Source organism: Metabacillus niabensis (genome assembly GCF_902829255.1).
In the GTDB taxonomy this organism is placed as follows: domain Bacteria; phylum Bacillota; class Bacilli; order Bacillales; family Bacillaceae; genus Metabacillus; species Metabacillus niabensis.
Genome location: NZ_CADEPK010000086.1, coordinates 1 through 26,462 on the forward strand (window position 1 = coordinate 1; position 26,462 = coordinate 26,462).

At 41.1% G+C, this 26,462-nt stretch carries 29 protein-coding genes and 1 pseudogene; 28 read left to right on the plus strand and 2 right to left on the minus strand.

Annotated elements, in window-relative coordinates:
• Window positions 1-125 precede the first annotated feature (125 nt).
• Window positions 126-383 (plus strand): hypothetical protein, encoded by a 258-nt coding sequence (locus tag HU235_RS09005; RefSeq protein ID WP_174879994.1) that lies wholly within the window; start codon window positions 126-128, stop codon window positions 381-383.
• Window positions 384-622: 239 nt separating this feature from the next.
• Here the strand turns inward: HU235_RS09005 and HU235_RS09010 are convergent, their stop codons facing one another.
• Window positions 623-913, minus strand: a complete 291-nt coding sequence (locus tag HU235_RS09010) for a hypothetical protein (protein ID WP_174879995.1) — start codon at window positions 911-913, stop codon at window positions 623-625.
• A 504-nt stretch (window positions 914-1,417) separates the two neighbouring features.
• Here HU235_RS09010 and urtA point away from each other — a divergent pair.
• The 25 genes from urtA (at window position 1,418) to HU235_RS09135 (ending at window position 24,251) form a co-directional block, all read left to right on the plus strand.
• The gene (urtA, locus tag HU235_RS09015; protein ID WP_174879996.1) at window positions 1,418-2,662 is read left to right on the plus strand and encodes an urea ABC transporter substrate-binding protein; all 1,245 of its coding nucleotides are present in this window, start codon (window positions 1,418-1,420) and stop codon (window positions 2,660-2,662) included.
• A 98-nt stretch (window positions 2,663-2,760) separates the two neighbouring features.
• Window positions 2,761-3,663: an urea ABC transporter permease subunit UrtB gene (gene urtB / locus HU235_RS09020; protein WP_145582256.1), complete on the plus strand. Its 903-nt coding sequence runs from the start codon at window positions 2,761-2,763 to the stop codon at window positions 3,661-3,663.
• Between the two features lie 13 nt (window positions 3,664-3,676).
• Window positions 3,677-4,747, plus strand: coding sequence for an urea ABC transporter permease subunit UrtC (gene urtC / locus HU235_RS09025; RefSeq protein WP_174879997.1), 1,071 nt, complete (start codon window positions 3,677-3,679; stop codon window positions 4,745-4,747).
• On the plus strand, window positions 4,722-5,465 hold the full coding sequence (gene urtD, locus HU235_RS09030; RefSeq protein WP_174879998.1) for an urea ABC transporter ATP-binding protein UrtD: 744 nt from the start codon (window positions 4,722-4,724) through the stop codon (window positions 5,463-5,465). Before urtC ends, urtD begins: the two co-directional genes overlap by 26 nt.
• Window position 5,466: 1 nt before the next feature.
• Window positions 5,467-6,168, plus strand: a complete 702-nt coding sequence (urtE, locus tag HU235_RS09035) for an urea ABC transporter ATP-binding subunit UrtE (RefSeq protein WP_174879999.1) — start codon at window positions 5,467-5,469, stop codon at window positions 6,166-6,168.
• Window positions 6,169-6,268: 100 nt separating this feature from the next.
• Window positions 6,269-6,571, plus strand: coding sequence for an urease subunit gamma (locus HU235_RS09040; RefSeq protein ID WP_174880018.1), 303 nt, complete (start codon window positions 6,269-6,271; stop codon window positions 6,569-6,571).
• A gap of 29 nt (window positions 6,572-6,600) precedes the next feature.
• The gene (locus HU235_RS09045) at window positions 6,601-6,924 is read left to right on the plus strand and encodes an urease subunit beta (protein ID WP_174880000.1); all 324 of its coding nucleotides are present in this window, start codon (window positions 6,601-6,603) and stop codon (window positions 6,922-6,924) included.
• A complete protein-coding gene (gene ureC, locus HU235_RS09050) occupies window positions 6,921-8,627 on the plus strand; it encodes an urease subunit alpha (RefSeq protein ID WP_174880001.1) in 1,707 nt (568 codons plus the stop codon). The genes HU235_RS09045 and ureC overlap by 4 nt, the downstream gene beginning before the upstream one ends.
• A gap of 9 nt (window positions 8,628-8,636) precedes the next feature.
• On the plus strand, window positions 8,637-9,086 hold the full coding sequence (gene ureE, locus HU235_RS09055) for an urease accessory protein UreE (RefSeq protein WP_174880002.1): 450 nt from the start codon (window positions 8,637-8,639) through the stop codon (window positions 9,084-9,086).
• Complete coding sequence (locus HU235_RS09060) at window positions 9,064-9,762, plus strand: urease accessory protein UreF (RefSeq protein WP_307190554.1); 699 nt, start codon at window positions 9,064-9,066, stop codon at window positions 9,760-9,762. Before ureE ends, HU235_RS09060 begins: the two co-directional genes overlap by 23 nt.
• Window positions 9,763-9,784: 22 nt before the next feature.
• A complete protein-coding gene (gene ureG / locus HU235_RS09065; RefSeq protein ID WP_174880003.1) occupies window positions 9,785-10,402 on the plus strand; it encodes an urease accessory protein UreG in 618 nt (205 codons plus the stop codon).
• Window positions 10,399-11,214, plus strand: a complete 816-nt coding sequence (locus HU235_RS09070; RefSeq protein ID WP_174880004.1) for an urease accessory protein UreD — start codon at window positions 10,399-10,401, stop codon at window positions 11,212-11,214. Before ureG ends, HU235_RS09070 begins: the two co-directional genes overlap by 4 nt.
• Window positions 11,215-11,303: 89 nt before the next feature.
• On the plus strand, window positions 11,304-11,723 hold the full coding sequence (nikR, locus tag HU235_RS09075) for a nickel-responsive transcriptional regulator NikR (protein WP_095301438.1): 420 nt from the start codon (window positions 11,304-11,306) through the stop codon (window positions 11,721-11,723).
• 35 nt (window positions 11,724-11,758) lie between these two features.
• Window positions 11,759-13,372 (plus strand): ABC transporter substrate-binding protein, encoded by a 1,614-nt coding sequence (locus HU235_RS09080; protein WP_174880005.1) that lies wholly within the window; start codon window positions 11,759-11,761, stop codon window positions 13,370-13,372.
• Between the two features lie 2 nt (window positions 13,373-13,374).
• Complete coding sequence (locus HU235_RS09085; protein ID WP_233452178.1) at window positions 13,375-14,376, plus strand: ABC transporter permease; 1,002 nt, start codon at window positions 13,375-13,377, stop codon at window positions 14,374-14,376.
• Window positions 14,373-15,230, plus strand: a complete 858-nt coding sequence (locus HU235_RS09090; protein ID WP_174880006.1) for an ABC transporter permease — start codon at window positions 14,373-14,375, stop codon at window positions 15,228-15,230. The genes HU235_RS09085 and HU235_RS09090 overlap by 4 nt, the downstream gene beginning before the upstream one ends.
• Window positions 15,231-15,248: 18 nt before the next feature.
• Window positions 15,249-16,172, plus strand: coding sequence for an ABC transporter ATP-binding protein (locus HU235_RS09095; RefSeq protein WP_174880007.1), 924 nt, complete (start codon window positions 15,249-15,251; stop codon window positions 16,170-16,172).
• Window positions 16,162-16,761, plus strand: a complete 600-nt coding sequence (locus HU235_RS09100) for an ABC transporter ATP-binding protein (RefSeq protein ID WP_174880008.1) — start codon at window positions 16,162-16,164, stop codon at window positions 16,759-16,761. The genes HU235_RS09095 and HU235_RS09100 overlap by 11 nt, the downstream gene beginning before the upstream one ends.
• 147 nt (window positions 16,762-16,908) lie before the next feature.
• On the plus strand, window positions 16,909-18,390 hold the full coding sequence (locus HU235_RS09105) for a YcdB/YcdC domain-containing protein (RefSeq protein ID WP_174880009.1): 1,482 nt from the start codon (window positions 16,909-16,911) through the stop codon (window positions 18,388-18,390).
• A gap of 210 nt (window positions 18,391-18,600) precedes the next feature.
• Window positions 18,601-18,870 carry a 30S ribosomal protein S14 gene (gene rpsN / locus HU235_RS09110; RefSeq protein ID WP_174880010.1) on the plus strand — a complete coding sequence of 90 codons (270 nt, stop codon included), beginning with the start codon at window positions 18,601-18,603 and terminating at the stop codon, window positions 18,868-18,870.
• A gap of 180 nt (window positions 18,871-19,050) precedes the next feature.
• Window positions 19,051-19,413, plus strand: a complete 363-nt coding sequence (locus tag HU235_RS09115) for a helix-turn-helix domain-containing protein (protein ID WP_174880011.1) — start codon at window positions 19,051-19,053, stop codon at window positions 19,411-19,413.
• Between the two features lie 148 nt (window positions 19,414-19,561).
• A complete protein-coding gene (locus HU235_RS09120; protein WP_174880012.1) occupies window positions 19,562-21,184 on the plus strand; it encodes a spore germination protein in 1,623 nt (540 codons plus the stop codon).
• The gene (locus tag HU235_RS09125; RefSeq protein WP_174880013.1) at window positions 21,181-22,314 is read left to right on the plus strand and encodes a GerAB/ArcD/ProY family transporter; all 1,134 of its coding nucleotides are present in this window, start codon (window positions 21,181-21,183) and stop codon (window positions 22,312-22,314) included. The genes HU235_RS09120 and HU235_RS09125 overlap by 4 nt, the downstream gene beginning before the upstream one ends.
• Window positions 22,289-23,509, plus strand: coding sequence for a Ger(x)C family spore germination protein (locus HU235_RS09130; RefSeq protein ID WP_174880014.1), 1,221 nt, complete (start codon window positions 22,289-22,291; stop codon window positions 23,507-23,509). Before HU235_RS09125 ends, HU235_RS09130 begins: the two co-directional genes overlap by 26 nt.
• Window positions 23,510-23,603: 94 nt before the next feature.
• Window positions 23,604-24,251, plus strand: coding sequence for a pentapeptide repeat-containing protein (locus tag HU235_RS09135; RefSeq protein WP_174880015.1), 648 nt, complete (start codon window positions 23,604-23,606; stop codon window positions 24,249-24,251).
• 312 nt (window positions 24,252-24,563) lie between these two features.
• On the opposite strand, the gene HU235_RS09140 is transcribed toward HU235_RS09135, so the two are convergent.
• Window positions 24,564-25,136, minus strand: coding sequence for a TetR/AcrR family transcriptional regulator (locus HU235_RS09140; RefSeq protein ID WP_174880016.1), 573 nt, complete (start codon window positions 25,134-25,136; stop codon window positions 24,564-24,566).
• Between the two features lie 186 nt (window positions 25,137-25,322).
• Between HU235_RS09140 and HU235_RS09145 the strand changes: the two are divergent.
• Both HU235_RS09145 and HU235_RS09150 read left to right on the plus strand, forming a co-directional pair.
• Window positions 25,323-25,704: pseudogene (locus HU235_RS09145) on the plus strand (MMPL family transporter); the annotation flags it as partial.
• Window positions 25,705-25,768: 64 nt separating this feature from the next.
• Window positions 25,769-26,344, plus strand: a complete 576-nt coding sequence (locus HU235_RS09150) for a GNAT family N-acetyltransferase (RefSeq protein ID WP_174880017.1) — start codon at window positions 25,769-25,771, stop codon at window positions 26,342-26,344.
• Window positions 26,345-26,462: the final 118 nt, after the last annotated feature.

The following is a 26,462-nucleotide window of genomic DNA, read 5'->3' on the forward strand; positions in this document are numbered from 1 at the left end:
GGTTTATAAATTGTTAATAAAAGTAATACTTAAATGTTCATTATTAGAACTCAATCAGGATGTCTCTAAAATAGAACCCTTTAATTACTTCACTTGTTATATTATTACAAAGGGTGATATTTATTATGGTGGAATTAGAAATAGCAAAGTCATGTATATTAGAACAAATATACAGCCAACTTGAAGATGACCTAAAACATGGTATTAAAGCAGAAAGATATTGGTTAGAAGTACTGAATAAAGAGTACCTTGAATCTTTTGCATACTTTGAAATTCTAAAAGCAAGTCATCAAATCAACGATGATGTGGAATTTTCTAAGTTCGTTAGGGGAATCTTAGAATTTGTTAATCTAAAAAGAAATGAGATTTTATTTGAAAGATAGTACCTATATAAGAAAAAAGTAATTTATCATGGGGAAAGTGAAAATGGTTTTTTTAAAAAAGAAGCAGGTGAAACAATTCACCTGTTTAATACATACACACTTTTATTGATATAACCACCACGACTAGAATGCCTTTTTTATATTTAACAGAATTGAAACATACTTTGTACATGAAGATAGAGAAATTTGATGGTAATAATTTCTATAGTTAATTTTTAAAAGAAAATAACACACAAAAGTCAAACCGGATCATTATCCACATTAACAAAAGACTCCATCGCCTGCTCCAAAGCATTATGCGCCTGCCCAAACGCTGATGACGGTGCAAAATCCTTCGCAGTATCCATATGTGCAATCGAATGCTGTGCTTGAATTAACGCAGTAATCACATTTTCAATCATTGTTCCTTTATCACCGTATTGCTCCTTAGCTTCCTGAAGCTGTTTAATTGTGTCGGTTAAGTCAGCGGACTCGGGGTTTTCGTAAGCCTTTTCTACGTTTTTGATTGCGGACTCGATTATTTCCTTCATTATTTTTGTTGCTTCCTTTCTATAGTGGATTTCCACCTAGTAGTTTGACCGAACAACTGGATCGTATACATTGATTTTTTCGTATGGATGGAATCGAGTATCATGTCCATTTCATCGTTTCTTTTCCCTTGATTCATTTATCTATGGTATCAATTCGTTAATTTTATATGTTTTCACACTAAATAAAAAAGGTGTTATTCCTTATTCGCTCAAGTCAGGAGAGGGATAGCGCCTTTTTTGATGCACTAAATGCAAAAGTGAAAGAGAACACTTTTCGGTGTAAGAAATTATAACATTATTTATTGTTGGTAATACTAGGTTGGTAACGGTTTCTGTCTATTTTGTAGTAAAGAAATATCAAAAAACCAATTGAAAATAGTTAATTTTCAGTATATTATGATTTTAGTGTTAGAAATCTTTACATAATATGATAGAAAATGTGACAACTATTGAAGTTATCAGAAACTAACGCTAAACCAAAAGAAAAAAGAGGGGTGTACTGAGATGAAAAAAGGTTTTTTAGTTCTTTTCATGATGGTGCTTATGCTTGCGGCTTGTTCATCGAAAACGAGTGAGCCTGGGCAGGAGTCGTCTTCAGGATCGAGCTCTAGTGGGTCTGAGTCTAGTGGAGATACGATTAAGGTTGGGATTCTTCATTCATTAAGTGGCACGATGGCGATAAGTGAGGTTTCCTTACGTGATGCAGAATTAATGGCGATTGAAGAGATTAATGCGGCTGGTGGGGTGCTTGGTAAGCAAATTGAGCCAGTTGTTGAGGATGGGGCATCGGATTGGCCGACATTTGCTGAGAAGGCGACGAAGCTTCTTCAACAGGATAAGGTCGCAACTGTTTTTGGTGGCTGGACGTCAGCAAGCAGAAAAGCGATGCTGCCAGTTTTCGAACAAAACAATGGCTTGCTTTGGTATCCAGTACAGTATGAAGGGATGGAAGACTCCCCGAATATCTTCTATACCGGAGCGACAACAAACCAACAAATTGTCCCTGCGGTTGATTGGTTGCTAGAAAACGTTGGGAAGGATTTCTTCTTAGTTGGCTCTGATTATGTGTTCCCAAGAACGGCGAACCAAATTATTAACGCACAAGTTAAGGCAAAGGGCGGAAAGGTCGTTGCTGAGGAATATACAGCAATGGGGCATACCGATTACAACACGATAATTAACAAAATAAAATCAGCGAAACCGAGCGTGATTTTTAATACATTAAACGGCGATAGCAATGTTGCCTTCTTCAAGCAATTAAGTGATGCAGGGATTACACCAGAGGATATTCCTGTGTTATCAGTAAGTGTTGCTGAGGAGGAAATTCGCGGAATTGGTGCAGATGTTCTTGAAGGGCATTATGCAGCATGGAACTATTACCAAACAACAGATACGCCAGAAAATCAAAAGTTTGTTGAAAACTACAAAAAGAAATATGGCGATGACCGTGTGACAGGTGACCCGATTGAGGCTGCGTACAATGCTGTGTATTTATGGGCTGCAGCAGTTGAGAAGGCAGGCTCAGTTGAAGTAGATAAGGTCAAGGAAGCGGCAGATGGCATTGAGTTCCAAGCACCAGGTGGTCTTGTCAAAATTGACGGAGAAACACAGCATCTTTATAAAACAGTCCGGATTGGTCAGGTTCAAGCAGATGGACAATTTAAAGAGGTGTGGAATTCAGGTGAGCCGATTAAGCCAGACCCATATTTAAAATCTTATGATTGGGCGTCTGGATTAGGGCAGAAATAATGTGAGTACTCCGTTCGTTCTTCATTTTAGTAGATTGCAAGAATGAGAGCGAGCGGGTACTGATTTCTTTTTCAATACCAACAGAAGGAGGGAGTACAATGTCAATTATTGTGACCCAGCTATTTAATGGGGTGAGCCTTGGTTCGATCCTGTTGTTGATTGCGTTAGGACTTGCGATTACGTTTGGACAAATGAATATTATTAACATGGCGCACGGAGAGTTTATTATGATTGGCGCTTATACCACGTATGTTCTTCAGCAGGCATTCATTCAATATCTTCCGCAATCGGCGTTTGGTTATTATTTTATTCTCGCCATTCCTCTCGCTTTTATTGTAGCTGCACTTATTGGCTTATTAATTGAAAAAAGCATTGTTAGGTTTTTGTATGAACGACCACTTGATAGCTTACTCGCTACATGGGGAGTTAGCTTGATTTTACAGCAGGCAGCACGAAGCATCTTTGGTGCACCGAATGTTGCGGTGATTGCACCTGAATGGTTAAATGGCGGGCTTACATTAGCAGGGGTAACGTTCCCTTATAAGCGCCTCTTCATCATTGGCTTAGTTGTCATTAGCTTAGTCTTTCTCTTTATCTATCTTTATAAGACATCATCAGGCAGACGGATGAAGGCTGTTACGTTGAATCGTGATATGGCGTCTTGCTTAGGTGTTTCCACAAGAAGAGTGGATAGTCTCGCGTTTGCGTTAGGGAGTGGAGTTGCTGGGATTGCCGGCTGCTCGTTAACATTGCTCGGCTCAATTGGTCCAACACTTGGAACCTCGTATATAGTGGATGCCTTTATGATCGTTGTATTAGGTGGAGTTGGCAAGTTGAAGGGAACGATTTTTGCAGCATTGCTACTAGGAATTTTAAGTACATTTGTTGAGCTTTCGACAAGTGCAACGATTGCGAAGGTTGTTGTGTTTGCATTTATTATTCTTTTCCTACAATGGAAGCCTACTGGACTTGTAGGTGCGAAAGTACGAGCGCTTGATTAATGGAGGTGAAGTCATGTTAAAGAAGTATAACCAAGGTGCTTATTATGGTGTATTTATTTTATTGCTATTAGTTGCCCCGCTTTTTCTTTCTGAATTTCGCGTCGGGTTATTAGCGAAGTTTTTATGCTATGCGATTATTGCCGTGGGAATATGTCTGATTTGGGGGTACACAGGCATTTTAAGCTTGGGTCATGGTGTTTATTTTGGCTTAGGTGCCTATTGTATGGCGATGTATTTGAAATTAGAGGCTTCGCCGAGTGGGATTCCAGATTTTATGGAATGGAACGGAATTACCGAGGTGCCATTTATTTGGACGATATTCAAAAATCCGTTTGTCGCAATTGCTGCTGCGGTACTTGTTCCTTTCATTATCGCTTGTATCATCGGGTATTTTACCTTTAAAAATCGGATTAAAGGTGTGTTCTTTTCGATTATCTCGCAGGCGGTTGTCGTTGTTGCTGTTACGTTGTTTATCGGAATGCAGCATATTACTGGGGGTACGAGTGGGTTAACGAATTTTTTTACTGTTTTTCAAGTACCGTTAGCGGATCCGCAGACGAAAAGCTTCTTATATTATTTAACGGTTATTATCTTGGCGGTGATTATGGTGATTTCGCTTGTTTTAACGAAGACTCGGTTCGGGAGAGTGCTTATTGCGATTCGGGATGGGGAAAATCGTCTTCGCTTCCTTGGGTACAATCCAGCTACGTATAAGGTGTTTATTTACGGGCTTTCGGCAGCATTTGCTGGGATTGCTGGTGCGCTTTTCGTTCTCCAGGTTGGGATGATTACACCTGAGATGATGGGGATTATTCCTTCTGTTGAGATGGTGCTTTGGGCGGCTATTGGTGGCAGATATTCGATTTTAGGTGCTGCGATTGGCGCGATTTTAACGAATAGTGCGAAAAGCTTCTTAAGTGAATCATATCCTGATTTTTGGACGTTTATTTTAGGGGCGCTTTTCATCATTGTTGTTTTATATTTACCGAATGGCTTAGCAGGCTTAGTTGATAAGCTGAAGCTCGGTCTCTTTAAAAAGGAGAAGGAGGTGGAGAAAAATGCAGCCGATACTGTCGTGTCGTGATGTCATGGTTGATTTCTCCGGCTTTAAGGCACTCCAAGGGGTCAATTTAGATGTTCATCATCATGAAATTTTATTTTTAATCGGGCCAAATGGTGCTGGGAAGACGACGCTGCTTGATGTCATTTGTGGGAAAACAAAATCGACGAATGGGGAAGTGAAGTTTGCTGGCGATGTTACGCTGACAAAGCTTTCTGAGCAAAAAATTGTTCATCATGGGGTAGCGAGGAAATTCCAAGCACCAAGTATCTTTTTGCATTTAACTCCGTTTGAAAATTTAGAAATTGCGATGAAACAAAACAAAAGCTTGTTTTCCGTGTTGTTTGCGAAAATGGGGTCAGCACAAAAACAGAAGATCGAGGATTTGTTAGAGAGAATCGGGCTGTATGATGTCCGAAATGTGCCTGCTTCTTCTCTGTCACATGGTCAAAAGCAATGGTTAGAGATTGGCATGCAGTTAATTCAGGAACCGAAGCTATTGCTTTTGGATGAGCCGATTGCGGGGATGTCTGGTGAGGAACGAACAAAGACAGGGCAATTAATTGAGGAAATTGCTAAAGAATGCTCGGTGCTTATTGTTGAGCATGATATGGATTTTGTTCGAAATTTCTCAACGAAGGTTGTTGTCATGCATGAGGGCAAGGTGCTTTGCAAAGGATCAATGGATGACATTCAGGAAAACGAAGAGGTAAGGAATGTGTATTTAGGAAGGAAGGGATAGGATGCTTCATATACAAGAGCTTCAGGCTGGCTATGATGAAACGATGATCCTCCGAAAGGTTCAAATGGAGATTCCTGAAGGGAAAATTGTTGGGCTTCTCGGACGGAATGGGGTAGGGAAAACAACACTCGTCAAGGTAATTATGGGGCTTTTGCCAATTGACAAAGGGACGATTACGTTTGGGACGGCTGAATGGAAGAAGGAACGGCCGGAGCACCGAGTGAGAGCGGGGATGGCCTATGTCCCACAAGGAAGGGAGATTTTTTCCGATTTAACGATTAAGGAAAATCTACTTCTTGGGATGGAGGCTCTTCCAAAGTCGAAGCGATCATCTGAAATCCCGAAGGAAATCTTTGAGTGGTTTCCTGTCCTGGAAGAGATGATTGATCGAAAGGGTGGAGATTTAAGTGGTGGACAGCAGCAGCAGCTTGCGATTGCCCGCGCGATTATTTCCAACCCAAAGCTCCTCTTGCTTGATGAGCCGATGGAAGGAATCCAGCCATCAATTGTTCAGCTCATTCAGGACGTCCTCGTGAAAATATCACGAGAAAAGGGGATGTCGATTTTATTAATCGAGCACAATTTAGACGCTGTTTTATCGTGTGCAGATGAGGTGTACATCCTTGATAAGGGGCATATGGTGCTGAATGGGAAGTGTGATGAGCTGAATGAGGATGAGTTGCATCGTTATTTAGCGGTTTAAAGTGGTGGGGGACTGTCCCCAGTTTAGCAGTTTAAAGGAGTGGGGGACTGTCCCTCAATGGTTTAAAGCAATGGGGGACTGTCCCCAAGGAGGTGAAAGCATGAAACTAACAGCACGAGAACACGAAAAGCTTATGATCGTCGTCGCCGCCGATTTAGCACGAAGACGACAAGCGCGTGGCTTGAAGTTAAATTACCCAGAAGCGATCGCCATTATTACATACGAGGTGATGGAGGGCGCTCGTGATGGAAAGTCAGTGTCTGAGCTGATGCAGTATGGACGGACGATTTTATCGAGTGAGGATGTGATGGAGGGGGTGCCTGAGATGATTCATGATATTCAGGTTGAGGCGACATTCCCTGATGGAACGAAGCTCGTGACTGTTCACGATCCGATTGTTTAACAGGATGATAAAGGAAAAGAGGGTGAAGGATGATACCAGGTGAGTACAGGCTGAAAAGTGAGGCCATTACGTGTAATGAAGGGAAAACGGCAATTTCGTTAGAGGTGGTTAATAAGGGAGACCGCCCTGTGCAGATTGGTTCACATTTTCACTTTTATGAGGTGAATAGCTTTCTTGCCTTTGACCGTGAAAAGGCATTTGGGAAAAGATTGAATATTCCTTCTGGTACAGCGGTCCGCTTTGAGCCAGGTGATAGCAAGGAAGTTCAGCTTATTTCCTTTTCTGGTGAAAGGAAGGTTTATGGTTTAAACAATATGACGAATGGATCGCTTGAGAAGGGTGAGGAATCATGAGTTTTCAAATGTCACGTAAGCAATATGCGGATATGTTCGGGCCGACGACAGGCGACCAGGTTCGACTTGCTGATACCGAGCTGTTTATCGAAGTCGAAAAGGACTATACAACATATGGTGATGAGGTAAAGTTTGGCGGTGGCAAGGTCATTCGTGATGGAATGGGCCAGCATCCGCTAGCAACGCGAACTGATACCGTCGATTTAGTTGTAACAAATGCTTTAATTGTTGATTATACAGGGATTTACAAAGCAGATATTGGTGTAAAGGACGGCATCATCGTCGGCATTGGCAAGGCGGGAAATCCGCTGTTAATGGATGATGTTGACATTGTCATTGGTGCCTCAACGGAGGTGATTGCTGGTGAAGGGAATCTTTTAACAGCTGGTGGGATTGATACACATATTCATTTCATTAGCCCACAGCAAATTCAAGTCGCGATTGAATCTGGCATAACAACAATGCTAGGTGGGGGGACTGGCCCCGCAACTGGGACGAATGCAACAACGTGTACGCCTGGTGAGTGGAATATTAGCCAAATGCTCAAGGCGGCAGAGGGGTTTCCAATGAATTTAGGCTTTCTCGGTAAGGGGAATTCCTCGAGTGAAGCGGCGCTTATTGAGCAAATTGAAGCAGGTGCGGTTGGCTTGAAGCTTCATGAGGATTGGGGGACAACATCAGCGAATATCGATACAGCGTTAACCGTAGCTGACAAATATGATGTTCAAATTGCTATTCATACCGATACGCTCAATGAAGGTGGATTTGTCGAGGATACACTTCGAGCCATTGATGGAAGGGTGATCCATACGTATCATACCGAAGGAGCTGGCGGGGGCCATGCACCAGATATTATTAAAGCTGCCTCATATCCGAACATCCTGCCATCGTCAACAAATCCGACAAGACCCTTTACCGTCAATACGATTGCAGAGCATTTAGATATGCTAATGGTTTGTCACCATTTGGATCCGTCTGTTCCAGAGGATTTAGCGTTTGCTGATTCACGAATTCGCAAGGAAACCATTGCTGCTGAGGATATTCTTCATGACCTTGGGGTGTTTAGCATCATTTCCTCTGATTCGCAGGCGATGGGAAGAGTTGGTGAGGTGATTTCTCGGACGTGGCAAACGGCAGATAAAATGAAGCGGCAGCGGGGAGAGCTTATCAAGGGTGAAGAGAATGATAATTTTCGTGTAAAACGTTATATCGCAAAATATACGATCAACCCAGCGATTGCTCACGGTATCTCTGACTATGTTGGTTCCATCGAGGTTGGTAAATTTGCTGATTTTGTCCTTTGGAATCCTGCCTTTTTTGGCGCAAAGCCAGAACTTATCGTGAAAGGCGGAATGATTGCCTGGAGTGTGATGGGCGATCCGAATGCATCGATCCCAACACCACAGCCGAGCATGTACCGACCGATGTTTGCTAGCTTCGGGAAAGCAAAATATGCGACATCGTATACATTTCTTTCACAAGCTGCTTTTGCGAAAGGTGTTCATGAAAAGCTCGGGCTTCAGAAGAAAATCGCAGTCGTCAAAAATATTCGTAAGCTAACGAAAAAAGACATGAAGTTAAACGGAGAAACGCCTGAAATTGAAGTCGATCCACAAACCTATGAGGTGAAGGTGAACGGTGAATTAATCACCTGTGAGCCAGATGAAAAGGTTTCATTAGCACAACGATACTTTTTATTTTGAGGTGAGGAAATGATTATTGAAAAGGTAATTGGCAATGTAAAAGAGCTTGAGAAGGCACCACACCATGTTGAGCGAGTCTATTTACGAAGTGATGATTTGGTGAAAAAAATTCAACGTGTTAAAACAGACCATGGCAAAGAGCTTGGGATTCGTCTTAAAGCAGGGAAGGAATTAAAGGATGGCGATATTTTATATCAGGATGAAAAAAATTCGATTGTCATAAGCGTTATCGAGGATGATGTTCTTGTCATTCAGCCGACATCGGTGCAGCAAATGGGGGAAATCGCTCACCAGCTTGGAAATCGCCATTTGCCAGCACAATTTGAAGAGAATGAAATGATTGTTCAGTATGACTATTTAGTGGAAAGATTGCTGAACGAGCTTGCTGTTCCGTTTGTAAGGGAGAAGCGGAAAATGAAGGAAGCGTTTAAGCATATTGGCCATTCACATGACGAATAAGCTGTTTCATCTACTGCAAATTTGTGATTCGAATTTCCCTTCAGGTGCTTTTTCCCATTCATTCGGGCTGGAAACGTATATTCAGGAGGAGAAAATCACCAATAAGGAAACGTTTTTATTTGCGATGAAGCAATACTTATCCACTCAGTGTGTTTATACTGACGGACTCGCTTGCAGGCTAGCATATGAGGCGATTCAAGAGAAAGACCTTAAAGCCATTTGGCGCATCGATGAGGAGCTCTTTGCGCTAACAAATGCGAAGGAAACACGGGAAGGCAATAAACGAATTGGCCGGCAGCTAACAAAGGTCATGAATGAGCTTTATAGTATTAACCTGCTGCAAACGTATGAAGCAAAGCTAAAAGCGAAGGTGTTGCACGGACATAGCTCAATTGTTTTTGCGATTGTGTGTGAAGCATTGAAAATCGATTTGCCGACAACGTTATCCACGTACCTGTTTACAACAGCAACATCGCTTATTCAAAACGGGGTACGAGGAATTCCACTTGGACAAACGGATGGACAAAAAATATTACGTGAGCTTCAACCATTTTTGCAGGAGCTCGTTTCTACAATCATTGTGACTAGTGAAGACGAATTTGGTGCAGCTGCTCCAGGCTTAGAAATTGCACAAATGATTCATGAACAGCTTTCCGTGCGGTTATTTATGTCATAAAAATTCGAAAGGATGAGATGAAATGGGAGAGCCTATTAGAATTGGAATTGGTGGACCTGTTGGCGCAGGAAAAACATTGCTTGTTGATAAATTAACCCGGGAGCTTATGAAAGATTTAGAGCTTGCGGTTATTACAAATGATATTTATACGAAGGAGGATGCACAATTTCTCATTCGTAATGGGGCATTGCCAGAGGACCGAATTATCGGAGTAGAAACTGGTGGCTGTCCGCATACGGCGATTCGTGAGGATGCCTCAATGAATTTTGCTGCGATTGAGGAATTAAATGACAGACACCCTAATCTTGATTTAATTTTTGTGGAAAGCGGTGGGGATAACCTGGCTGCAACGTTCTCTCCAGAATTAGTCGACTTCTCGATTTATATTATCGATGTTGCCCAAGGGGAGAAGATCCCGAGAAAGGGTGGCCAAGGGATGATTAAGTCTGATTTGTTCATCATTAATAAAATTGATCTTGCTCCATATGTTGGGGCAAATCTTGAGGTGATGCGAGAGGATACGCTTATAACGCGAGGAGATAAGCCATTTATTTTCTCAAATTTAAAGGATGGAACAGGTGTCGCTGACATTGTTGAATGGATTCGGAGAGAGGCATTCCTGGTCGGATTAGACACATGACATATACAGGCTTTCTTCAAGTGAAAATCGGGAAAAAAAGAAACCGCTCCGTCGTGACGAATAGCTTTTTTGATGGAGTTCTAAAAATCACGAGACCAACGTATTTGCGCGATGATCTGCCATTGCTAACACTGATTCATGTCGGAGGTGGCTATGTTGATGGTGATTCATATAAAACAGAGGTTGTTGTTTCCGATTCCTCTAGGCTAGCGCTTACGACACAGGCATCTACAAAGGTTTATAAATCACCGAACTATGGTGTGAAGCAAACGATGGATTTTGTTTTAGAGCCGAACAGTGAGCTGTATGTGAAACAGGATTCACTTATTCTCTATAAGGATGCGAATTTTACCCAGCAAACAAATGTGCATGTGAGCTCATCGGCTGTATTTTATTATACCGACATGATTACGCCAGGCTGGTCTGATGATGGAGAGCTGTTTACCTATAAAAAGGCGACTTCGAAAATGAAAATCTTCGTTGACGGCACACTTCAAGCTTATGATCATTTGCTATTACAGCCAAATGGACAGCTGGAAAAGCTTATGTACCTTGAAGGCTATACACATATCGGGACATTGTTTTTTATTCATCCAGGCGTGACAGAAGGCTTTATTGATAAGCTCAGAACAAAGCTAGCAAGCTATGCAAAGGAAAGCCGAATCGGGATTAGCTCATTAAGTATAAAGGGAATGTCGTTAAGAGTTTTAGCAAACAGCACCCCGATGATTGAAAGGATATTTTCAGAGTGTGAGAGTTTCATAATGAAGGAACTGAAGCAAGGAGAAGCGCTAGAGTGGCGAAAGGGATAGCTTACAGGCACGTCTAGCCATTCATGCTGCCATATCGTGCTACGAATGGTTAAAAATGTGTTACGAATAAATTCATAGTGGTGGTTAAGATGGAAGATTCAATGTTAAAGAGATTTGGCGTTTCCATGGAGGGCAGCCTGCTTAGGAAATTTGACCATTTAGTGAAAAAGCGAGGCTATGAAAATCGTTCAGAGGCAGTCCGTGACTTAGTTCGCGATGCGCTGCTTCAGCAATCATGGGAGGATGATGAACAGCTTGTCGCAGGAAGCCTCCTCTTGTTTTATAACCATCATCAACGGCATTTGCTTGAGGAAATGACGGCGATCCAGCATCACATGCATCATCTCATTCTTGCGACAATGCATTTTCATTTAGACCATGCAAGCTGTTTAGAGATTATCGTTGTAAAGGGAAAAGCAGATGACATCGAGCTGCTAAGCAATCAGCTTACGAGCTTAAAGGGTGTCGATTACGGAAAGTTTACCCTTGCGCCAGTCGAACAAATTTAAGTCTTGAAATAGAACGAAAAAGGAGGGAAGAGGAAATGATAAATCGAAAGCTTTGTTTCTTGATATGTACGGCTCTCGTTTTTTTCGTGGTGCTAGCAGGCTGTGGGAAGACGGAAACGATGCAATCTGCAGAAAAAAGCGGTGAAGCGAAAACAGATGAGCTCGTTCTTGCTGTTGGCAGTGAGCCTGAAAATGGCTTTGATCCGACGACTGGCTGGGGACGTTACGGTTCACCGCTCTTTCAAAGCACATTGTTAAAAAGAGATGCCAAGTTGAACATTGTGAATGACCTTGCCACTGGCTATACCGTCAGTGACGACGGAAAGGTGTGGACTGTTACGTTGAGAGAGGATGTCACCTTTTCCGATGGGAAGCCATTAACAGCAGAGGATGTGAAATTTACCTTTGAAACAGCTGCAACAAATGGCTCTGTGTTAGATTTTCAAATGTTGCAGAGTGTTGAGGCTGTTAATCCAACGACAGTTAGATTTACGTTGAAGCAAGCACAGTCTACCTTTGTCAATTCGTTAATTGCAACAGGGGTTGTCCCGAAGCATGCGTATGGAGAGGATTATGCCGAGCATCCAGTTGGCTCTGGTCCTTATCGCTTTGTGCAATGGGATAAAGGACAGCAGCTTATCGTTGAAGCGAATCCTAATTATTATGATAAAAAGCCATATTTTCAAAAGGTAACATTCTTATTTTTAAATGAGGATGCAGCCTTTGCCGCAGCACAAACTGGTGAAGTTGATGTCGCTTCGATACCAGCTGCCTTTAGTAAAAAAGAGGTATCAGGGTTGCGTCTTGAAGCAATCGAAACGGTTGATAACAGAGGGATTGCCTTTCCAACTGTAAAATCAGGTGCGGTTACTGAGGACGGGTTACCGATAGGCAACGATGTAACGGCTGATCCAGCAATTCGTAAGGCGATCAACCTTGCTACAAATCGAGAGGAATTAATTAATGGCGTATTGGAGGGATACGGCTCACCTGCGTTCTCAGCGGTTGATGGCTTGCCATGGTGGAATCCGGAAACAGCCTTTAAGGATGGAGATGTTGAAAACGCGAAAAAGCTTTTACACGATGCAGGCTGGACGGATCAAAATGGTGATGGAATTGTCGAAAAGGACGGAGTTAAGGCTGAATTCACCTTATTGTATCCGGCAGATGATGTCATTAGACAGTCTCTATCCCTTGTTGTTGCAGACATGATGAAGGAAATTGGCATCAAGATAAACATTGAGGGGAAAAGCTGGGAAATGATTGAGAAGGAAATGTATGCAAATGCCGTGTTAATGGGGTGGGGAAGCCATGACCCACATGAATTATACAATATTTACAGCAGCAATAACGCTGGAAAGGATTACTTTAATACAGGCTTTTACAAAAATGTCACCGTCGACCGTTACATGGATGAAGCCCTTCATGCACAAAGTGAGGAGGAGGCAATCGAGCTATGGAAAAAAGCACAATGGGACGGAAAAACAGGTTTAAGTACGAAAGGTGATGCACCATTTGCTTGGTTAGTCAATATCGATCATTTATATTTAGTCGATGAAAAGCTTGATATTGGTGAACAAAAGATCGAGCCACATGAGCATGGCTGGCCAATTACCGATAATCTTGTTGAATGGAAATGGTCGGAATGATCATGCAAAAAAACGTTGGGAAAAGGCTCGGCTTGTTTGTTTTCGCTAAAATCATCAGAATGGTGACGTTATTGCTTGCCGTTTGCTTCATCTCATTTCTGCTAGTGAAAAATTCACCAATTGACCCGATTCAAGCCTATATCGGGGCTGATATGCTAAAGGTTGGACCTGAACAGCGAGAGTCAATTGCTGCGTACTGGGGACTTGATCAGCCGATTCTCGTCCAATTTTATCAATGGCTTTCAGCATTAATAGCTGGTGACCTTGGGACATCGATGATTTACCGCCAGCCTGTTTCACAAATTATTGCGGATCGGTTTTTCCATTCCTTCATCCTCATGCTGACAGCTTGGCTTTTATCAGGACTAATTGGCTTTTCAATGGGAGTCGTTTCGGCAATGAAAAAGGATCGCTGGATCGACCGGCTCATTACTGGATACTGCTATACACTTGCCTCAACCCCGACATTTTGGCTTGGCCTGTTGCTCCTTATCCTATTTGCCGTCATATTAGGCTGGTTTCCGATTGGACTTGGAGTACCTGTTGGCGTTCTTGCAGAGGATGTGACCTTCCTTGAACGATTACAGCATCTTTTCCTCCCTGCTTTAACGCTAAGCATTGTAGGTGTCGCAAATGTCGCTTTACATACTCGTGAGAAATTAATTGATGTTCTCTCAAGTGAATATATCGTCTTTGCAAGAGCAAGAGGGGAGAGAGGGTTTTTCCTGTTTTGGCGGCATGGCCTGCGAAACATCGCTCTCCCTGCGATCACTCTTCAATTAGCTGCGTTTAGTGAATTGTTTGGTGGAGCCATTTTAGCGGAGCAAATCTTTTCCTACCCAGGCCTTGGGCAAGCGATGGTCGAATCTGGCTTAAATGGCGATGTTCCGTTATTGCTAGGCCTTGTTATTTTTAGCTCATTATTCGTATTTATCGGAAATTTACTAGCTGATTTGATTTACTTTCTATTAGATCCGAGAATGCGTGAGGTGAGGCAGCTATGAATCAGATTTTAAGAGGATATATATCTAAAAGTCTAGCGATAAATGGAAGACAGAGGGCAACTGTGTCAATGCTGCTAGGAGTCGTCATTTTAGTTACCATTTTTGTGACAGGCTTTTTCCTAGATGAAAAGACGATTACAACCGATCTTACTGTAAGGAATGCCCCACCATCATTTGACCACCTATTTGGGACAGATTGGTTAGGGAGAGATATGTTTGCGAGAACGTTGAAGGGGCTTTTCATAAGTATCGGAGTTGGGGTGATTGGTGCAGCAGGAAGCACAGCGATTGCGACATTGCTCGGAGTATGTGCAGCAATGCTAGGGAAATGGGTAGATAGACTGATCTCATGGCTAATCGATGTTTTTCTCAGTGTTCCCCATCTTGTTACCCTCATTCTGATTGCCTTTACAATTGGCGGGGGATTTCACGGCATCGCCATTGGTATCGCAGTTACCCATTGGCCAAGCTTGGCGCGGGTGATAAGAGCAGAGGCGATGCAAATTCGTTCTTCAGATTATGTGCACATATCGAAGCAAATGGGGAAGAAAAAAGCGTGGATTATTCTACATCATGTACTGCCAAATATTGCCCCACAAATTTTAATCGGGTTTATTCTCCTATTTCCCCATGCGATTTTACATGAGGCAGCTGTGACATTTTTAGGCTTTGGCATTTCACCACATGAGCCGGCAATCGGGATTATCCTTTCCGAATCGATGAAATATTTATCATCAGGTGCTTGGTGGCTGGCATTTTTCCCAGGGCTTTGCTTGCTATTCATCGTGCGGATTTTTGATCGAATTGGAGCAAAGCTTCGTAGCTTCATAGAACCGAATGGATCGCTAGATTAGAAGGGAAGGAGTGAACACATGGCTATTGTTGAAGTAGAAAATCTATCAATTTCCTTTAAGCGATATACGTCTCGATTTAAACAGGTGAACCATCAGGTGATCTCGAACTTGAATGTCTCCATTGAGGCTGGAGAAATTGTTGCCGTTGTTGGGGCGAGCGGATCTGGAAAAAGCCTGCTAGCACATGCGCTATTAGGAATTCTCCCAATTCATGCAAATGTCAGTGGCACGATGACGTATAAAGGCGAACCGTTGACTGCAAAACGACAGGGAATGTTGCGTGGGAAGGAAATGTCTCTCGTTCCGCAATCAGTTCATTTTTTGGACCCACTGATGAAAATCGGAAAACAAGTTCGGCAGTCAGCGAAACATCATAAGGCAGCGTTTTTACAGAAAAAGGTGTTTGAACGCTATCGTCTACCTGTGAAAACAGAAAAGCTCTATCCGTTTCAGCTTTCAGGAGGAATGGCGCGTCGAGCCCTTTTGGCGACCGCTGTTGTAAGTGAGGCAGAGCTTATCATTGCCGATGAGCCTACACCAGGACTTGATTCGGCTGTCATCGAAGAGGCTTTAACAAATCTTCGTGAGCTTGCTGACAATGGATCTGCTATTTTGCTTATTACCCATGATATTGAAGCAGCCTTAAAAATAGCTGACAAAATCGCGGTATTTTATGCAGGAACAACGGTTGAGGTCGCCCCTGCTGTTGATTTTACAGGCAAAGGTGAAATGCTCCGCCACCCTTATAGTAAAGCGTTATGGAGGGCGTTGCCGCAAAATGAGTTTATTCCGATTCCAGGTGCTCAGCCACATCCGAGTGAGCTTCCACCTGGCTGTTTGTTTGCGCCACGCTGTACAATTGCGACTTCAAAATGTAGGCACGAGCAACCAACAAATCGAGCAGTACGAAATGGGATGGTGAGGTGCTTTCATGCAACTTAATGCAACGAACATCAGCTTTCGATATCCATCAGGACCATGGCTATTCCAAGAAATGAATCTCGTCATCCATCCAGGGGAAATCGTTGGTCTTACGGGGCCAAGTGGCTGTGGGAAAACGACGTTTTGTAAAATTATTGCGGGGTATGAGCAGGCAGTCGAGGGTAAAATTTTTATTGACGATCAGCCTTTACGAAGAAGTGGCTACAACCCGGTTCAATTAGTTTTTCAGCATCCAGAAAAGGCAGTTAATCCGCGTTGGACGATGAAAAGAATTGTAACGGAAGGATGGACGCCAGATAGGGAGCTGCTTGATTTGCTAGGAATCCAGCAGGAATGGTTAACTCGCCGCCCGAATGAACTATCAGGAGGAGAGCTTCAACGATTTTGTGTCGCAAGAGCATTGGCACCGGGGACTCGGTATTTAATCGCAGATGAAATGACCGCAATGCTTGATGCGATCACCCAAGCGCAAATCTGGCATGTTCTGCAAAATATTGCCAGGGAAAGAAAAATGGGGATCCTCGTTGTTAGCCATGAGAAAAGCTTGATTCAAAGGATTTGTCACCGAGTGGTAGAGATGAAGGCTTAATGTGTACAATGATTTTTCAGCTACCTATATTAATAGATACATAAGGTCAATCTGTGAATTGTCATAGGATTGACCTTTTATTTTTCCATAGTCATCTCGTATACTAGACATTAACCTGTTAAAAAACGGAATTGTAAGGAGATGTGTATGGAAGCAATTTTAAAAACATTACAATTATTTTTACCAACAAAGGCATATGAAACGCCTTCACAATATGAGGAGAATATGTTTGACCTATTTGATGAAGTGACAGATGAAGAGATCGGGTGTTATTCAATCAATGAAAATGGGGAGCTCATTAGCTTCATTGTATATGCTGAGGAAGCATCTGGTCATCTAGCAAAGGACCAAGCTGCACAGGTAGCCGAGAAATTTATTGATGCCTTCCATTACGAAAAAAAGAAAGAATATGAGCTTTCAGCAATACTAGACTTTGACAAGTCGTACATCATCATCTATGAAAAACGAGAAGAGAAGTATGGACTGTTTTTACCTAACACTGGTTTTTCGGTTACCGTGACGACTTCAGGGCTTGTCGTGAATTTCTCATTATCAGATGAGGACTATGTCATCAATAACGCTGATGTTGTCATTTCAAAGGAAGAGGCAAAGAAACGATATGTAGAATCATTAGACTTCGAATTAGCCATTCAAAAGCTTGACGAGGAATCGTATAAAAATGGCGATGATGCCTATCATCTGACTTATTCTGTCATCGAGCATCTCATGGATATCCCTGCAGATGGAAAAGAGCCGGTAAGCATAAAAGAAGAGCATAACGTAGCTACTATTGCTGAGCAGCCAAGCCCAACAAAAAGCATCTACCAGTTAATTGGTTTGACTTCTGCCCATAAGCTAGTAGATGTCCATCATGAAGCAGGGAAACGGACGGAAATCTGGTCGACCCTTGAAAGTGTACAATCTTTTACGTTTGACATGGATGGACCAGATTACCATGTCATAAAGCTGTGCTTTGATGAAGAAACAGGCATGCTTCAACGGGTAGTGAGTGGAGAAGCGTTTGAACATCCTGGAGAGGAGCTTAGCATGGACGATGCCAAGCAACGTGCTGTCGATTTGATGTTTTCCCTATTTCCTGATGCAAATAAACGATTTAAGCTTGAGGCTTTAGAGGAGCCAGATCCAATCGATGATGATGAGCTTGAAGAAGAAGATTTGATTGATTTAGACGATGATGAAGATCCGGAAGAGTATGACGATGAGGATTGTTATGCAGAGGAAGAGGAGGATATTGAGTTTGAATCAACCTACACCTTCTATTTCCATTTGTTCCATGAGGGAATCCGCGTTGATCAAAATGTAACAATGATTGAGGTTGGGAAATACTCAGGGAAAATAACGAATGTTGACTTAGCCTTGCCAGAGACCTTAGCATATTTAACACTGCCAAGTAAGCCAGTCATTTCTTATGAGGAAGCAAAGGAAATCTATCAGCGTGATTTAGAAATGGAGCTTACGTTTATCCGTGAATCTGATGAACAGGACAATACGATTTATTCGTTAAGCTATGTTCCAGCCTTTCCAAAAACGGTTGGACATGTGAGGGTGATTGATGCGATAACGGGTGAAGCGATTTATGTCAATGTTGGGGATGCGGTGTTTTTATAGAAAGTGATAGTATGTTCTACGTGCTAAGGGTCTTAAGAAGAAGGGCCCTTAGCAGCTTTAAGCAATCTTTCTTGTGTTTTTCTTTAAACCATGTTAAGTTATAAAACGTAATGATTACTATTTGAGCCCGAGCCTGTTGTGAATCTAAGCTATTGTAATGAAATAATATATAAATCGTAATGATTACGATGAAATGAAAGGAGAAAAAATATGGCAAAAAAATCAAAGGTTGCAAAGGCTAAGCAGCGTCAGGAACTAGTTGAAAAGTATGCAAGCCTACGAAAAGAGTTAAAGGCAAAGGGGGATTATGAAGCACTTAGAAAATTACCGCGGGATTCCTCACCAACTCGCTTGCACAATCGCTGTGAACTAACAGGGAGACCAAGAGGGTATTTACGAAAATTTGGCATGTCGCGAATTGCCTTCCGTGAGCTTGCCCATAAAGGTCAGATACCTGGAGTGAAAAAAGCTAGCTGGTAGGATGAAGGACTGATGTTCAGTACATGTGGGCATCAGTTTTTTTATTTTTTGTAAAAAATTTCAAATTTGATTGTGTCACGTATCATCTGACTATACTAAACGTAAACTTTAATTTGGAGGCGAGAGCTGTTGGTGATAATGACTCCTCGATCCAAATGATGTGAAAGGAAGGTGAGAAACATGTATGCCAACAGGTTAAAGGAGTTAAGATTAAAGCATGGTTATACAATGGAAGAGGTTGGACGAAAAATCGGAATAAAAAAGTCTAGCTATGCTTCATATGAATCTCGTTACCGCCAGCCACCACTTGAAAAATTGAAAAGCCTTTCAAAGTTATACGGTGTCTCAGTAGACTATATCCTCGGGCTATCGAATGAACGCAGTACAGCGGAGTTTATGCAAATGAGACTAAAAGAGGTTTGCCTGAAAAGAGGTCTTCAATGGGATGGGCTTGATATTTCCGATGATGTCCTTGCATTGCTAGAAAGTGTATTAGATAGAGCGAGTCAGCAGCAGGTAGCAGACGATAATCAAATATCATAAACAAGGGATGCCTAAGGGGAATCCTTTTTTTTATGCAAATCTTTATGAATGGTAATGTGAGAAACTGCCATACTAACAGCATAGTTCGCTTTAAGTGAACGATGACGATGAGCTTCAAGGCGATTAGGGTATAAGGAGGAGACAGGTAATGGCTCTTTTTAAGGGAATATTCAAAAAGAAGAAGCAGACTACCTCTCAGCTTCCAAAGCCTTCAAGTCAGGTAATGGATGATTTGAAACATTTGAGCACGAACGGACAAGATGGAGATGCTCTCCAGAATATCGAGAATATCTTTGGTGAGGATCATGATTTTGTGAAACGAGAAATGATTGCGTTAGAACATATTCCCGCAACAGTTCTTTATTTGAATAGCATTACAGATAAGGATGCCATTAGTAAAGAGGTGATGAAGCCTCTTACAGAGTCGAAGGCATGTCAACAAGGTAACGAACCATTAAAAGACTATGTATTGAAAAAAGTATTATTTCATGCAGATGTGAAAACAGAAACAGAGCTTACGAAGGTTGTTGAAGGGTTAATTCGTGGGAACACAGTATTAATTTTAAATGGGCTTAACGATGTCTTTTTAATTAATACATATAAGACAGATAAGCGGAGTATTTCTCAGCCAGACACTGAACAGGTTATTCGCGGGTCTAGAGAAGGATTTATTGAAAATTTACAAAGTAATACAGCGCTTATTCGCGCACGTATTCCGATTCCTGATTTAAGGGTGAAATCATTAAAAATTGGGACGATGACACAGACAAATGTTGTCATTTGTTACATTGATGGAGTTGCCAATCAAGCTTTAGTAGCAGATGTTGAGGAGAGGCTAAACAATATAAACGTTGACCGGATTCTAGATGCTGGGTATATTGAGCAGTTTATTCAGGATAATCCACGCTCACCGTTTCCTCAAGTGAAGAGCACAGAACGACCAGATGTGACGGTTGGGAATTTACTTGAAGGGCGAGTTTGTATTTTAGTTGATGGCTCCCCATTTGTTTTGATTGTTCCTGCCACCTTTGCTCAGTTCTATCAAACAAGTGAGGATTATAATGAACGGTTCATTATGGTTAGTGCGGTTCGAATCGTTCGTGTTGTTGCTTTATTATTTTCTCTTATTATGCCTTCACTATATGTGGCGATCCTTTCCTACCATCCTGAGCTGATCCCGACAGCATTTGCGGTAGCGATTACTAGTGGACGAGCAGGGGTACCTTTTCCAGCAGTTGTTGAGGTATTTCTCATGGAAGCAGCAATGGAAATATTACGTGAGGCAACGGTTCGGATGCCTAAGCAGGTAGGGGGAGCATTATCTATTGTCGGGGTTCTAGTTATCGGGCAGGCTGCGGTTGAGGCAGGATTTGTAAGCCCCATTACAGTTGTTGTTATTGCGTTAACGACAATCGGCTCCTTTGCCACTCCTGCCTACAATATGGCGATTGGCTTTCGGATGATGCGGTTTCCGCTTTTGATTATGACCGGATTATTAGGATTTTATGGGCTAGTGCTAGGACTATTATTAGTCAATAATCATGTGTTGTCATTAAAGTCGTTCGGTGTTCCGTATTTTAGTCCGATGGCACCTCTTAACTTCGAGGGTCTGAAGGATACGGTTATTCGTGCCCCGTTAAATTGGCTATTGGACCGTCCAGAGGAATTACATCCTGTAAATAAACGGAGAATTCGACCAAATGACCTTGGACCAACAAATCCTTTGGCAGATGAACATGTCAATAGCGAAGGTGGGAACAAGAAAAAATGATGAATGAGCCTAGACGAATTAGTGTTTTCCAGGCAGCGGCTATTATGATTAACAGTTCAATAGGGGTGAGCCTGCTTGCTTTGCCACGGATTGCGAGTGAGAAGGCTGGTACTGGTGCCTTATTTGTGACATTCCTTGCCGTCATACTTTTTATCACTAGCGTCTGGATTTGTTCCACTTTAGCAAAGCGATTCCCGAAAGAATCCTTTCTAGCCTATAGTCAAACGATTATCGGAAAACGATTAGGGAAAATTGCAACATTTATGATGATTTGTTTTTTTCTCTTTACCACATCGATTGTGTTAAGAGAGTTTGGCGAGGTATTAAGTACATCCTTAATGCAGGAGACGCCAATCTCGGTGACGATTTTATCGATGCTTGTCTTAATTGCGATCACAACTAGAAATAACATTACAACAATTTCGTATTTTCATACCTATTACCTGCCATTTATCGTCATCCCTATTATTTCGATCGTGATCATTGCCTTTAAAGATATTGATTGGCGCCATTTGAAGCCTTTTTTAGGGAATGAAACAACCCTTGCTGATTATGTAGATGGAGGAATTTCGATAGCAGGTCTGCCGTTTATTCCGATTACGTTGTTTATTATTTTTGTCATTGCCCCACATATGATTGAAACGAAACGAATTGTGAAAGGCGCATTATCTGGTGCCTTTGTTGCAGCCATGATGTTTTTTCTTGCGACAGGGATTACTTTAGCCGTATTCGGTGCAGAGGAATTAAAAAAATCGATGTGGCCAATGCTTGTGTTAACAAGAATGTCAGAGCTACCAAGCTCGATTTTAGAGAGACTCGATATTCTTTTTCTTATGGTTTGGATTATATCTGCCTTTACGACTTTGTTATCAGGCTATTTGATTTGTATAGAATTTGCTAGTCAATTATTTGGATTAAGAAGTCATCGTGTGCTATCGTATCTCGCTCTTCCGTTTCTCTATGCCCTTGCCTTTTATCCGAGAAATGCCCTTCATTTATCGCAAATCATGAGTCATGTTGGAGTTTGGAGTGTATTGATAACGACAGGCTACCCACTTGTTCTTTTATTGATAGCCATTGTAAGAGGAAAGGAGGGAGGAGCTGATGAGAGGTCCAATACGACAAAGTAGCAAATGGTTTCTCATTCTATCTGTTTTCGTCCTTTTAGCAGGCTGCTGGGATCGCAAGGAAATTGAAGAACGGGCAACAATTTTAGGACTTGCGATTGATTTAGCTGAGGAGGATGAAGAGTCTCCAGCCATTACACATCCTGAGCATGAAGAAATGCCAACCTCGAATTTAGGAAAAGTCAAAGTAACCGCACAGCTTGCTGTACCAGGACAAATTCCTCTAGGTCCGTCCCAAGGAGACAGTGGGAGCTCATCACAGGATAAAGTATGGATCGTCGAAGGGATTGGCAATACGATTGATGATGCGATGCAGGCTCTTCAGCAGCAGCTGGCATTTCAAGTCTTCTTTGGCCAATTACAGGTGATTATTCTCTCTGAGGATGTCGCGAAAAAAGGGGTTGAGCATATTAATGAATATTTGCGCAGAAGACCTGAAATAAGACGAACCGCATGGATGGCTGTGAATGAAAAGGATGCAGCAAAGACGATGAAGGCGGCTCCTAAGCTTGAACGAATTCCAGCGATTTATTTATCAACTGTTTTTGAAGAAGCGGTTAAAATGGGGAAATTTCCAGATGATGATTTAGGCGGATTTTGGGTTGACTTATCAAACAAAGGCCAGGATGCCTTTCTACCATTTATTACAGTTAAGGGAAAGGAAAATATCGAAATAAGTGGGATAGCGTACTTTAGTGATTCGAAAATGGTAGGTAAAACGAAGCCATATCAAATTGCTTATTTTAATGGGCTGACTGGTAAAAATCCAGGTGGATCTGTTGCGATCGTTAAACTTGATGAAGAGAAATCGGTCATGTTCCAATCGACGAAGCGAAAGGCAGATTACGAGGCAAAGCTTAAAAATGGGAAGCCAGTTTTCAAGGTGAATGTAGAGGTTACAGGAGTTATTCGCGAAAAGAATACAAATAAGATAAAATTGGATGATCATCAAACGATAAGGAAAATCGAAACAATCGCAGGGGAGCTATTTAAAAAGGAATATGTCGCACTCATTAAAGAAACTCAGGAAAAAAGGTCTGACATATTTGGTTTTGGCGAATATGTCAGAGGAGATTTATCCACCTATTGGGATGAAAACATAAAAACAACTGATAAGTGGAAGGAGATATACAAGGATTTGAAAGTAGAGGTTTCCGCAAAAGTGAAGATCGATCGTGTTGGGATGAAGGCTTCCTAAATCGTAGGAAGTCTTTTTGTATATGATGATTTTCACGTAACATGTTATTCTTAAAAAGACGTAATGAAAGTACTAAAAGAATATAGGTGAAAACATGGCGAAAAAGTGGAAAATAGAACAGCCAAAAATTCCAGGAAATTTAACAGAAATGAACTTTCAGGAAATTCATGAGAGAGAAGAACCGTACTTAACAGATTGTCTCATCTCAAACTGTGTCATTGAAAGAGAGCGGATTGAAAGGGCGGAGCTGTCACAAATCGTTTTTAAAAATGTCACGTTTAGTGATGTGTCCTTTCATCGCCTTGAATTACTCGATGTCGTCTTTGAGGATTGTGATTTATCAAATGCGGATTTAATCGGGGCGATTATCCATCGAGTGGAATTTAAAAACACGAAATTACTAGGAACAAATTTTTCCGAAGCTAGTCTGGAAAATGTCTTGTTTGAAAACTGTAATTTAAACTTAAGCTCACTTGGCTATGCAAGTATGAAGCAGGTCAAATTCGATCATAGCCCACTCAGAGCAGCTGACTTTTACGAATGTCGACTTGCAAAGGTGCTTTTTGAGCATTGTGACTTAAATGAAGTGAATTTTGGTGAAACGTCTTTAAAGGGAATCGATATAAGCAGCTCAACGTTTGAGCAATTAACCGTATCATTAGAGGATTTAAAGGGCTGTACGGTCTCACAGGATCAGGCGCTTGGCTTTGCCGCGATGCTAGGGTTGAAAATTAAGAGTTGATTGTGAATAACAGGAGAAGTGGATGAAAAAGCTTACTTCTGTGGAATAAGAGAAATGAAATTTGTTTTTTGAGGTTAAAGGAACTCTTAGAGTTAAACGTTGATTGTATAAATAAAATTGGACTTCCATTACTTTGGAAGTCCATAAATCTATATATATACTTGTTCAACTAAAGCTACCCGTTTGTATAAGTATAAATATTCACAAACTTACTGATTTTTAACATATAAATAAATATTGTCTGGTTAGTATCAACAGATCATTTATCCTTTCAGGTACAATGGGCCTTGCTGTCGCCCTTAATTTGTTAACTCACCATGGCTCATTTATCTCTTTTATTACTTTACAACATATATCAGCCATCTCTTCTTCACTTTCTTCCATATCTGAAGTTAACCAATCCGTCAATATGTTATAAACTGCACCACACCAAAATAATATATCGTATTTCTTTTCTCTCGTCATAAAATCAACGGGAATCCTCTCTCTGACTATTTTGTTGATACTAGTAAGTATTACTCCCCCAAAATCTGCCTTTAGTAGAACTAGGTAAATGTCTGCATATATTCGCACTTGGCTAAACAGCGTGTGCCAAAATTTAAAGTTATCTTCCGTTCCGTGTGATTCCATCACAGTGGTGATAGTTTTTACAACAGTTTCTAAATGAGTAGTTAAAATATCTTCCTTAGAAGAATAGTTCCGATAATAAGCTGTTCTAGATACACCAGCTCGGTTAACTATGTCAGTTATGGAGATATCTTTAAATTTCTTATGGTTCATTAATTGTATAAGTGCGGTCTCTATACATTCTCTTGTTACCTTATTTGATTCTTCATTTGATAAGCGCAAAATATCCATGCGTTGTAATTCTGTTTGTTCCGACATTACATTTCCCCCTCTTTTGTTTAGTCCGACGTTAAGAGTATTGTTTGTTCTATCAATCGAGATTATAATTGTTTTGGCGTTACAGTTGTTACATCATTTTTTAAAAATAACACTTACAATAAGAAAATGCTATTGTCTAATGTAGAACAAGTAAACTAACACCAAACTTCCTATAATATAGATAGTATTGGATACTGTGCTTCCATGGGATTAGCGAGTTACTTATATAAAAATTTTTAGATGTTGAAATGTTAAGTTGGAATGGTACCTTTCTACAGCTTTATCATGATTGTTCCTTTAGGGGTTGATTATAGCATTTTCATCATGATGCAGTATAACGAATTGGAAGGAACTCCACAGCAGAGAATAATGGAAGCTTCTCATCACATAGGAGGAGTTGTATTATCTGCAGCCTTGAACTAGGGGGTACTTTTGCAGCACTTATTCCTTCTGGTGTACTAACATTAATGCACTTGTACTACTAAGCTTTATAGCAATGCCTATCTTACTACCTGCTTTAATATCGTTGATTCAAAAGTTAAGTAAAATCTCAAAGCATAAAGATTAAAATATGATAAGCATAGAAATTTCACCTCATATGACTATTCTCATATTTAAGGAGAGTGAAGAAAATGAAGGAAAATTTAATCTTGCAAAAAATAACCGTTAATAATTATGAAATTAATGAACTATTCAACTATCTAAATCAGGATTTTAAATCCTTCGAAAGACTTCCATTATTTATCATTCGATCGGCCTTAAAAAAGGGCATTCTAAACGCAGTATATCTTACAGATGGACAACAAGTTTATGGTTATGCAATTTACCAAACAGTGCCAACCTATAAGTGGCTTCATGTATTATACCTTGCTATTTTACCCGAACATCGTTCTTTAGGTTTAGGTAGTACAATTATAAAATTGCTAAATGAGTTAACGGATAAAGGGATAATACTAGAGGTTGAGGCACCTGAAGCAGGGAAGAATGAAGAAGACTCAACTACTCGAAAACGTCGTGTACAGTTTTATGAAAGAAATGGATTTAATTTGAATCCAGATATGAATCTAAAGAACTTTGGTTATCACATTAAGATGATGAGTAACATTAATCTACTACCAGAGATTAACTGGTTAGAATTTTATCGAGTATTATATAATCGAGTTTATGGTCTTCCCCTCGGTTCTCTATTTATAAAGAATATTAGATAATTATCAAGAAGTTACTATTGTGACTTCTTTTTATAAATGATAGCGAATTTTTGAATTGATCTCAGTGAATTTATAATAATACTCCATCGTTATAAACTTATCGTCTACAGTGTATAAA